Below are 10,075 nucleotides of genomic sequence, written 5' to 3'. Positions count from 1 at the left end.
TACCATCACGTAGTGCTTGAATGGCAGCATTGATATCAAAAGTAGGTGTGGTCATAAATCATCTCTTTTTGGTATAGCTTAAAGAAATGACACAGAAATTTGAACACTACCTAAGAAACACTTATTGAGCTAAATGATCCGTAGCCAAGCAACCTCAAGCAGCTAGCTTCAACAACTTGAGGTTGCTTAGCCATATATCTAGCGAACTAAGCTCACGGAAACAACCGACTTCCCACTCGGCAATAAGTATCTGGTACTTCGTCCGCCAGCGTTGGCTTTGACTAAAAAGTGCTGCTCGACCATTTGAGCAAGATGACGGGTGGCGGTGGCGCGGCTCACCTTAGCGACTTTTTGATACTGGCTACTATTAATCCCTAGTTCAAAATCGCCGTCTAACATCCGATTGAGTACTTTGGCTTGTTCTTGACTCAATAAAGATTGGTCGACATTTTGCCAATACTGAGTTTTCGATAGCGTTCTGCTCACATCTGCCATCGCATTGAGTAAACAATCATTGAGGGTTTCAAAAAACCATACTAACCAAGAAGTAATATCGACATCGCCCCTTTGGGTGGACTCTAAAATGTCATAGTAGGCTTGGCGACGGGCAAGAATACTGACCGACATAGCGTAAAAACGAATCGAGCGTTTCTCCGCTTGCGCCAAGGCCAAATCGGTCAATAGGCGAGTGATGCGCCCATTGCCATCATCAAGCGGATGCAGCGTCACAAACCAAAGGTGAGTTATCGCCGCGCGGATAAGCGGATCTAAACCCAGCTCTTGCCGTGATGCATTAAACCATTCGATAAACTGTGACAGTTCAGCATCCAAGGCTGCTCTAGAAGGTGCCTCAAAATGCACTGTTGGTTTATCAATCCGGCCTGAGACAACCTGCATAGGTGTATCGCCACGCAGCGTTCCACCAATAACGGGGTTAAACAGTGTATAACCCTGCGGAAATAACTGCTGATGCCAGCCCAATATCCGTTCGAGGGTTAATTCAGTCTCTAAATTTTTTAAGGCATCGAGCATAATGTCAGCCAAACCATCGGTTTGCGCTGTTGTCGGATACGGTTTGTCTTCAGTCACGCCGAGTTTTTTAGCTAAGGATGAGCGCACCGAAGCAGCATTGAGCGTTTCACCTTCGATGGCACTGGAATGGATAATGTTAGCGAGTAAGGTGTCGAGTGCAGCGTCTGAAGTTAATAGGCTGTCGTCGTGACTTAGCATTTGCTTGCCAAGCAGCTGGCCCTGATTGAAATAGACCTGACGCAGTAAGGCATCAATGCTGCTGGTATTCCAATGAAACTTAGGCCAATCGGCTTGCTGCCAAATCCACATATCTTACCCCATGAGTCAAATAACAAGTCTATTCTACTCACATAATGAGGCGATTAACAAACTTATTCGCCTCACTTTATGAGTTGAATAACACAGATAATCGCCTCATCACTGACCAAACGGTACTGCAATGCAAGGCAGTTGATGTCGCTGGTAATCCTAGACCAGAGTATCGAAGCCTTGCTGTGGCACTCCGCCGTTGTACGTTACTTTTTATGTATGGCTACCGACAAAACCTGTGAGCTGAGATATACTGCTGCCGCTTATTTGAAATACCCATTTGAAAATTCACAGCTTTACCGCACCGCTTGCAAACACATTCTGAGCCCAATCTATGCCTGACAATGCCAACAATTCGCTAGCCTCTACTAATGCACTGCATACTAGCAATGCAAAGCATGCTGCCAACACGCAACATACTGGCAATTCACACATTACGGCGCCAGATATCCATACAGCACAATCGAGTGCACTCAGTGACGAACGGGCAAGAGTGCAAAAATACAAGATTTTTATCATAGGGTTGCCGCGCACGGGCACTACGAGTGTGAGTGTGGCGCTGTTGGAGCAAGGGCTGAAGGTGGCACACATGGCCTTTACTAAGCAGGCGTTTATGATCGCAGATGCGGTGTCCGATGCGCCCTGTTTCAGCGATTATCAGCAGTTAGATTTATTATTTCCCGAGGCCAAGTTTGTTTATCTCGACCGCGATATCAACACTTGGTTGCCTTCGATGCAGATGTTACTCGGTAAAATGGCGCCCCATTTAGATGCAAAAACCGGCCGTTTCCATCCGATCTTAAAACGCAGTTTTCGGCATACTTTCGCCGTAGATAAAGTCACTAATCCTGCCGATAGTGAGCACTTAATCGCTTGTTATCAAAGGCATCAGCACGAAGTGTTCGCTTACTTTAATGGGCGGGAAGATTTTATTTCAATTAATGTTAGCCAGGCAGGGAGCTTGAGTCAGTTACTGCAATTTTTGGGAATGGAAGCAAACGCGGAGAATAGCGATGTCACATTAGGTTTAAGCGAGCCGCTGAGTTTCCCTAAACTTAACGTGGGCCGCAATGTGGCAAGTTGGGGCGAATATAAACACCCCAACAAGGTCAACACCAATAGCGCAGGCCCACAAAGCCGTAAGTTTTTCGACTACACGCTTTAACAATGCATTGGATCAGTACACTGATACCAATGCACAGATATCCAAGCGCTGAATTAGAAATTAGCTTTAAGCACAGTCTCTTGGTCAAGCAAGCTTTGGTACAAGGTAAACTGGTTGGCGGCGCGGTCTAAATTATGGCCTTCGCGGTGGATGTGGAAATACACATCTCCGTTAAGATAATCCGTTAAAAAACGCACACCTATCATCAAACAAATCACCCGCGCACCTAACCATAAGCTGCGTTTTTCAACCTCAGTCAATACCTCGCCAAGCTCACTTAAGTAACCACGGCAAATCGCGGCAAAAATAGATTGGCGAACTTTAACATTCTCAAGTGCGGTGGAATCTTCAGCTTCAGGGGAACAAAAAGTGCGTACCATATCCCCAAAGTCATACATCAGATGCCCTTTCATACAGGTATCCAAATCGATAATCGCCATGCTGGACATATCGCGTTGATCAAACAACATGTTATTGATTTTAGTGTCATTATGACAAATTCTCAGCGGCAGCTTTGGCGATATTTCTGCAAGTTCATCTAGCAAAGCCTGCTGGGATAAAGCGTAATCGACCCAGTAACGGCACTTTTCCAAACGCTTAGCGCTATCGAGTGCAACGGCCTGTTGTAAAAGTGCAATACGTCCCGGTAAATGGTGAAACTGGGGGATCACATCTTCAAGCTGAGTTGCATCAAAATCACTTAAAGCCGATGCAAAATGCCCAAAAGCCTTTGCTGCTATTTCAGCTTCTTCTGCCGATTTAACGACTTCAATGCAGTGGCTGTGAGGTAAGTAGCTCATTGCGCGCCAAAATCCTTGTTCACCCAAATCGATCGCCAACTCACCATCTTGGGTCAAGTAAGGACTGACGACTTTTAAGCCATACTGCTGTTGCAGTGCCTTAGCGCATAAATGATGGCTGATTTTATCCGCATTGCTCACTAATGCATGCGGCGTTTTAAATACTTGTGTATTAATACGTTGCAGCACTAATTCACCCTTAGACCAGCACACTAATAAGGTATCGTTAATATGTCCATTACCCAATGCTGAGATTTTTGCCTCTGTTGCATCAATGCCAAAATGAGGCAATACAGATTGCCTGATGAGTTTAATCACTCAGTAACTCCATTAATTTTTGCTTTACCCAGACAGTGTCCTGCGGATAGGTGATGCCGAGCCAAGGCTCACAGGCAACATCAACACGTACAGCGACACCTTGCTCAATCCCAGCTTGAACTACGGCAGGCAGATAACATTCAGACTTAGGTTGCTGGCCTCGCAACCCGATAAATTCAATTAATTCATGCTTAATAACATCAAAAATATTGGGTGAAAAGCCCCAACATGTCATGGAAACCAAGGGATGCTCTGGTAATTTAGCAAATCCCTGTGGGCCATCTCCCATCAAAACCCCATCACGGGCGCTAATATTCAACCACTCAGCAACGGACTTAAGCTGCCCATTCTCAACCTGACATAGACCACAGTTGACACCACCGTATTCCGACAGTGTGAGTTCTATGGGATACGCCACCATCATCCACTCCGTCGGTCTCATGTTTAAGCCTTTGGCTAACGAGGTAAAAGCGCTATCACCATAAAAATCATCGGCATTGATAACCGCCATTGGCCCTTGAACTAAGTGACGAGCACTCCACAATGCATGCGCCGTACCCCAAGGTTTAAGGCGGTGGCTTATATCAGCTAACAGCACCTCATCTGGCAAATCTGTTAAGGCTTGATAACAAAAATGATACTGGAAATTAGCGGGCAAAAACCGCATCAATATCTCAGTTAATTTATGCTCTAACTCAGGGCGGATCACTAATACGGCGCGGTTAAATCCACTTCGAATTGCAGACATGATGGACAACACCAACATGGGCTCGCCTGATGGGCCAAGGCCTGCCAATTGTTTGTCTCCGCCGAAGCGACTACCTAACCCAGCCGCCATAATGACTAAGGTCAATTCTGTATTCATGTTGGATTTCTATTCGTATTAAAGGGAGTTGTCTAACCGTAGCGCGATACGCTTATATCTAAAATGGCGTTAAAGAAAAAGAGGAGCAAAAGTCTAATCTACCCCTCAATTGTGACTCGCGTTTAAGCAGAATTTTTGTGTCCTTAACGGGCTAAATAATCGCCAAATATACGATTTTGTTCCAAAACAGCTTGGCTACCCTTTAAGCTAAACTTATATCCACATAAACCAATATTACCGCGACGGGCCAGATCTACGATAATCCCCCCGGTATCTAAGGGTGAGAAACGCGCCTCTGTCGCTGAGTCAGCTTTCAAATCGACCGTCACTGGTCGATACTCAGTACCATTATTAAAGACTAAAGCACTGCAGGTTTTATCTCCCTTAGCTGTCGCTAATGACCAAATATTTTGGGGTGCGCCTTTTTCGCCTAACCAGCGCAATATCAGCACATCAGCTTCTAATGCGACAGAAAACCCATCGGGCAAATTAAGCATAATCCGTTCACTTGCCAAGGCTGCTGCGCCATTATTGTTGACGACCTGAGTATCTCCATCTAACTCATCATCTCCACTGGGCCATAATCCCCAGACAAGTACAACTAACAAAATCGCCCCAAAACCAATACCCATAGGACGCCAATAACGGCGGTCCGGCATAGGGATTTTAGGCAACACAAGGTAACGACGGTAAGGTGAGATAAATTCGAGCAGGCCACGGAATAATTCCGTCATAGAGCCAGATTCTTTATCCTCAGCACGGCGACGACGCACCTCTTCGGCATATTCTATGCTGTTAAAACCCTCGTGCTCATCTTCAGGGTCAAAACGCCACACGGGTTCATTGCTGTGATCAGCAGGATCGACAGGTGCAGCCTTAAAATTAGTATGCTGTAGATCAACCCGAGCGACATCAACATCGGCAAGCTCTATATTGGCCTGATCTACTCGGCTTGAATTGGCTGGCCGAAAATCCGATTTTTTATCGATAATGACATCCTGCACGACAAAATCGGCAGGATTTTGCGTCATCCGAGTCAGCGCATCAAAACGCAGCTCATCTTGGCGCAGCACATCTAAATCGATTTCGGGCAGTTTTGGAGTAATAATAGGCTCTGAGTGTACATTGCCCCTACTCGCTTGGAGAGTTGAAGAAGTATTGGGCGAATCGTGAGATACATCAGCTTCAAATGGGTTTGTACTAGCCAAAACTGTCGCTGCTGTATCTGTTTTGGGTGTTAACATGGGTTCAACACGGCGCCGTGGCATAGCCTGTGATATAGGCGCATCCATTGCGGGGCCATAGTAGCCAAATCGATAATCCACTATTGTTGGGGACGCTAAGTTCCCTCCCCAAAAGGTCGCGCCCAGCGCTAAAACTAAACCCAATACCGCAATAAAAGGTGGGGCACCCACAATCAGTAGCGCGAGATAAACGGGTAATGGCAATATTAACAATCCTGCCAATACTTTAGGTTTGCCTGCATCGGCTAAACGGCGCAAACTCGTAAACGCGAGCAAGGGTAAGCCTGCCAGCGCCAATAAATACATTAGGAAGTTAGGCCCAAACACCGCGGCAGCAAGTGAAATACACGTATAAACGCATACACTAATAGCGACAAAACGGGGACGAGAATCACGCCCGCGAAGGCAAAAAAGAGATTTTAACAGCACGACCCTTCCTTTATTGTTGAATAATTCAAGCGCAAACACGGCTATCACTATTATCTGAACATGAGCGTACCGAATTTAGTTGCGGTTGTCAGTGCTTAAGGCTCTTGTTGGATAAAAATGCCCATAATATCCGTATAAAACTAAAATAGACTTAAATTCAAGACAAACAGCCCCTAGCCTTTATGTGGTCAAAATCTGTATAATGCACGGCTTTCTGGGCCCTTCTTGCGTTTACCAACTGGATATTTAGCTCATGACCGCACGCGGAAATTTATTTATTGTGTCAGCGCCAAGTGGTGCTGGTAAATCCTCGCTGATTTCGGCATTGTTGAAAGACAAACCAGCCGATATGCAGGTTTCGGTCTCACATACTACCCGCGCGCCACGCCCAGGTGAAGTCGATGGTCAACACTATCACTTCGTTAATGTTGAACAATTCAAAGCCTTAATTGCTGAAAATGCCTTTTTTGAATGGGCAGAAGTTTTCGGCAATTACTATGGTACCTCGCGCCATGTAATAGAACACACTCTGACTCAAGGTATCGATGTGTTTCTCGATATCGATTGGCAGGGAGCGCAACAGGTCAAAGCTCTGATGCCGGAAGCCGTTGGTGTGTTTATTCTACCACCATCAAAAGCCGAGCTAGAGCGCCGCCTCACCGGTAGGGGACAAGACAGTAGCGATGTGATCGCCAGCCGTATGGCACAGGCCGTATCGGAAATGTCCCACTATAAAGAGTATGATTTTATAATCATCAACGATGATTTTGATACGGCCCTTGCCGATCTGCGAGCCATCATTCGCAGCCAACGCTTAACGGGTGCTAGTCAGATCCACGCGCAAAATGATATGCTTCACGATCTGTTGGCAGGATAACTGTCATAGTGTACAATTTTGCGTCATTTTTTCCCTAGATAAACTGGAGTTTCAACACATGGCTCGCGTAACTGTAGAAGACGCCGTAGAACAAATCGGCAACCGTTTTGATATGATCCTGGTTGCGGCGCGTCGTGCTCGCCAAATCGCCGTGCAGGGTAAAGACCCTATGGTTGAAGAGATGAACGACAAACCAACGGTTATCGCCCTGCGTGAAATCGAATTAGGTTTAGTTAACGCTCACACCTTAGATGCCGATGAGCGTCAAACGGTACGTGAACGTGAAGCCGCTGAAATTGCATCGGTTGCAGCAATTGCTGAAGGCCGTTCATTATAAGCATTACTGAGTGAACACCTGTTTAGGTAAAAGGAGAGCTGCCACTTGTATCTGTTTGAAGGTCTAAAGGAGTCTGCTTCCGGTTACTTAGAACCTGAACAGGTAGAATTGCTCAAGCAGGCGTACCAAGTTGCGCGTGATGCCCATGAAGGGCAAATGCGCACTAGCGGCGAACCTTATATTACTCATCCGGTTGCGGTTGCTCGCATCCTTGCAGAAATGCGTCTCGACCATGAGACGCTGATGGCTGCACTGCTACACGACACTATCGAAGACACTCATGTCACCAAAGATGACCTAGCCGAACTTTTCGGTGTCGCCGTGGCAGAGCTCGTCGAAGGCGTGTCAAAACTCGATAAGCTTAAATTTCGCGACAAGAAAGAAGCTCAGGCTGAAAACTTCCGTAAAATGATGATGGCGATGACGCAGGATATCCGCGTTATCCTCATCAAGCTTGCCGATAGAACCCACAATATGCGTACCTTAGGCGCCCTACGTCCCGACAAACGTCGCCGTATCGCCCGCGAAACCTTAGAAATCTACGCACCCATCGCTAACCGTCTCGGTATCCATAATATCAAGACAGAGTTAGAAGACTTAGGTTTCCAAGCCTATTATCCGATGCGATATCGGGTACTTAAAGAAGTGGTTAAAGCCGCCCGTGGCAATCGCAAAGAATTGATCCAAGGCATCGAAGCCGCGGTTTATACGCGCTTAAACGATGCTGGCATTCCAGGTAAAGTCAAAGGTCGCGAGAAAAACCTCTACTCCATCTATAACAAGATGCAGAGTAAAGAGCTGCAATTCCAAGAAGTGATGGATATCTACGCCTTTAGGGTGATAGTCGATTCCATCGACACTTGTTATCGCGTACTCGGCGCCATGCACGGACTTTATAAACCTCGCCCCGGTCGTTTCAAAGATTATATCGCCATCCCTAAAGCCAACGGTTATCAGTCACTCCATACCTCTTTGTTTGGCCCACACGGCGTGCCCGTTGAAATCCAAATCCGTACCGAAGATATGGATCAGATGGCCGATAAAGGTGTTGCTGCACACTGGGCATACAAAGGCAGCGCTGAAGCGGGTCAAGGTACAACCACTCAAGTGCGCGCCCGTAAGTGGATGCAAAGCTTGTTAGAGTTACAACAAAGCGCCAGTACCTCATTTGAATTTGTTGAAAACGTGAAAACAGAACTCTTCCCCGAAGAGATCTATGTGTTCACGCCCGAAGGTCGCATTCTAGAATTACCGGTTAATGCGACCGCGGTAGACTTTGCCTACGAAGTACACACAGATGTAGGTAATACCTGTGTAGGCGCCCGCGTAAACCGCCAAGCCTATCCGCTAAGCCAACCGTTAATATCTGGTCAAACCGTTGAAATTATTACCGCCAAAGGCGCTCGCCCTAATGCGGCTTGGCTAAACTTTGTAGTTACAGGTAAGGCCCGCGCTAAAATTCGCCAAGTGCTTAAGAGCCTTAAGGGCGACGATGCCATTGCACTCGGTCGCCGCTTACTCAATCATGCACTGGGCAAGTCTAAACTCGACAGTATTGCGCCAGAGCAAATTGAAAAAGTCGTGCGCGATACTAAGCACGCTAACCTCAACGCCTTACTCGCCGATATCGGCCTTGGCAATGCTATGAGCATAGTTATCGCCCAACGCTTAATTGGCGATAATCTTGAAAATCAAGAAAGTCGCGATGCCCACCTGATGCCAATCCGCGGTGCCGAAGGCATGCTAGTTACCTTTGCAAACTGCTGTCGCCCCATTCCCGGTGATGCCGTTATCGCCCACGTGAGTCCGGGTAAGGGATTAGTGGTACACATGGAAAACTGCGCCAATATTCGTGGTTACCAAGGTGAGCCAGACAAATACATTCCTGTACAATGGGATAATGTTGAAGGCGTTGAATATCAAGCAAATCTGCGCGTAGAAATTGTCAACCACCAAGGTGCACTGGCGAAGATCACTTCGATCATCGCCGCCGAAGGCTCAAATATTCATAATCTGAGTACCGAAGAGCGCGATGGCCGCGTGTATCTCATTAACCTGCGCATTTCAGTGAAAGACCGGATCCATTTAGCCAACGTAATGCGCCGCATTAGGGTGCTGCCTGAAGTATTGCGCACGTCACGTAATCGTTAATTAACCAGATAATTTGAGAGAGTGTCATGGCAGAAAAAATCATCATAGCAACCGAAAATGCCCCTGCGGCCATTGGCACCTATTCGCAGGCAGTTAAGGTCGGCAATACCGTTTATTTATCCGGTCAAATCCCACTAGTACCAAGCACAATGCAAATTGTCAGCGATGATTTTGAAGCACAAGTAGTACAGGTATTTGAAAATCTAACGGCCGTCTGCAACGCAGCAGGTGGGTCAATTAACGATATAGTTAAACTGAATATCTTCCTGACCGATTTAAGCCACTTCGCCAAAGTGAATGAAATCATGAGCCGTTACTTTAACCAGCCATACCCCGCACGCGCGGCGATCGGCGTTAAGCAACTCCCCAAAGATTCATTAGTTGAAATGGATGGGGTAATGGAGCTATAAGCTCTAACCATAAACTTAAATAATAAGAGGCGCTTAGGCCTGTCTCTTATACACAAATCCCCCGATAAATTCGGGGGATTTTTTTGAACTCGCGCTGATGTTGTTGATCTGATCTACAAAACAACTTTAGGCGCACGC

General features: G+C 46.6%; 10 protein-coding genes. 6 read left to right on the top strand and 4 right to left on the bottom strand.

Annotated features, from left to right (window positions below; translation table 11 throughout):
* Positions 1-198: 198 nt before the first annotated feature.
* Positions 199-1,341, bottom strand: coding sequence for a Fic family protein (locus tag L2744_RS20980; RefSeq protein WP_248993697.1), 1,143 nt, complete (start codon positions 1,339-1,341; stop codon positions 199-201).
* Positions 1,342-1,485: 144 nt separating this feature from the next.
* Between L2744_RS20980 and L2744_RS20975 the strand changes: the two genes are divergently transcribed.
* Positions 1,486-1,683, top strand: a complete 198-nt coding sequence (locus L2744_RS20975; RefSeq protein WP_248993696.1) for a hypothetical protein — start codon at positions 1,486-1,488, stop codon at positions 1,681-1,683.
* Positions 1,676-2,506: a sulfotransferase gene (locus L2744_RS20970; protein ID WP_248993695.1), complete on the top strand. Its 831-nt coding sequence runs from the start codon at positions 1,676-1,678 to the stop codon at positions 2,504-2,506. The genes L2744_RS20975 and L2744_RS20970 overlap by 8 nt, the downstream gene beginning before the upstream one ends.
* A gap of 53 nt (positions 2,507-2,559) precedes the next feature.
* Here L2744_RS20970 and L2744_RS20965 read toward each other — a convergent pair whose 3' ends face one another.
* From L2744_RS20965 to L2744_RS20955, 3 genes are all read right to left on the bottom strand, one after another.
* Positions 2,560-3,624, bottom strand: coding sequence for a phosphotransferase enzyme family protein (locus L2744_RS20965; protein ID WP_248993694.1), 1,065 nt, complete (start codon positions 3,622-3,624; stop codon positions 2,560-2,562).
* The gene (locus L2744_RS20960) at positions 3,617-4,489 is read right to left on the bottom strand and encodes a nucleotidyltransferase family protein (RefSeq protein WP_248993693.1); all 873 of its coding nucleotides are present in this window, start codon (positions 4,487-4,489) and stop codon (positions 3,617-3,619) included. The genes L2744_RS20965 and L2744_RS20960 overlap by 8 nt, the downstream gene beginning before the upstream one ends.
* Before the next feature lie 143 nt (positions 4,490-4,632).
* Complete coding sequence (locus tag L2744_RS20955) at positions 4,633-6,162, bottom strand: hypothetical protein (protein ID WP_248993692.1); 1,530 nt, start codon at positions 6,160-6,162, stop codon at positions 4,633-4,635.
* 253 nt (positions 6,163-6,415) lie between these two features.
* Here L2744_RS20955 and gmk point away from each other — a divergent pair, with 253 nt between their 5' ends.
* Genes gmk through ridA form a run of 4 tightly spaced genes read left to right on the top strand, consistent with a single transcriptional unit; the run spans position 6,416 to position 9,937 of the window.
* Complete coding sequence (gene gmk / locus L2744_RS20950; RefSeq protein WP_248993691.1) at positions 6,416-7,039, top strand: guanylate kinase; 624 nt, start codon at positions 6,416-6,418, stop codon at positions 7,037-7,039.
* A 58-nt stretch (positions 7,040-7,097) separates the two neighbouring features.
* A complete protein-coding gene (rpoZ, locus tag L2744_RS20945; RefSeq protein WP_248993690.1) occupies positions 7,098-7,376 on the top strand; it encodes a DNA-directed RNA polymerase subunit omega in 279 nt (92 codons plus the stop codon).
* Positions 7,377-7,421: 45 nt separating this feature from the next.
* Positions 7,422-9,527, top strand: a complete 2,106-nt coding sequence (gene spoT, locus L2744_RS20940; protein WP_248993689.1) for a bifunctional GTP diphosphokinase/guanosine-3',5'-bis pyrophosphate 3'-pyrophosphohydrolase — start codon at positions 7,422-7,424, stop codon at positions 9,525-9,527.
* Positions 9,528-9,553: 26 nt separating this feature from the next.
* Positions 9,554-9,937 carry a deaminase RidA gene (gene ridA / locus L2744_RS20935; RefSeq protein ID WP_248993688.1) on the top strand — a complete coding sequence of 128 codons (384 nt, stop codon included), beginning with the start codon at positions 9,554-9,556 and terminating at the stop codon, positions 9,935-9,937.
* The last annotated feature ends 138 nt before the right edge of the window (positions 9,938-10,075 follow it).

The sequence above is a fragment of the Shewanella profunda genome (assembly GCF_023283765.1).
Taxonomy (GTDB): Bacteria; Pseudomonadota; Gammaproteobacteria; order Enterobacterales; family Shewanellaceae; genus Shewanella; species Shewanella profunda.
This window is presented reverse-complemented; position numbering and strand designations above follow the sequence as displayed.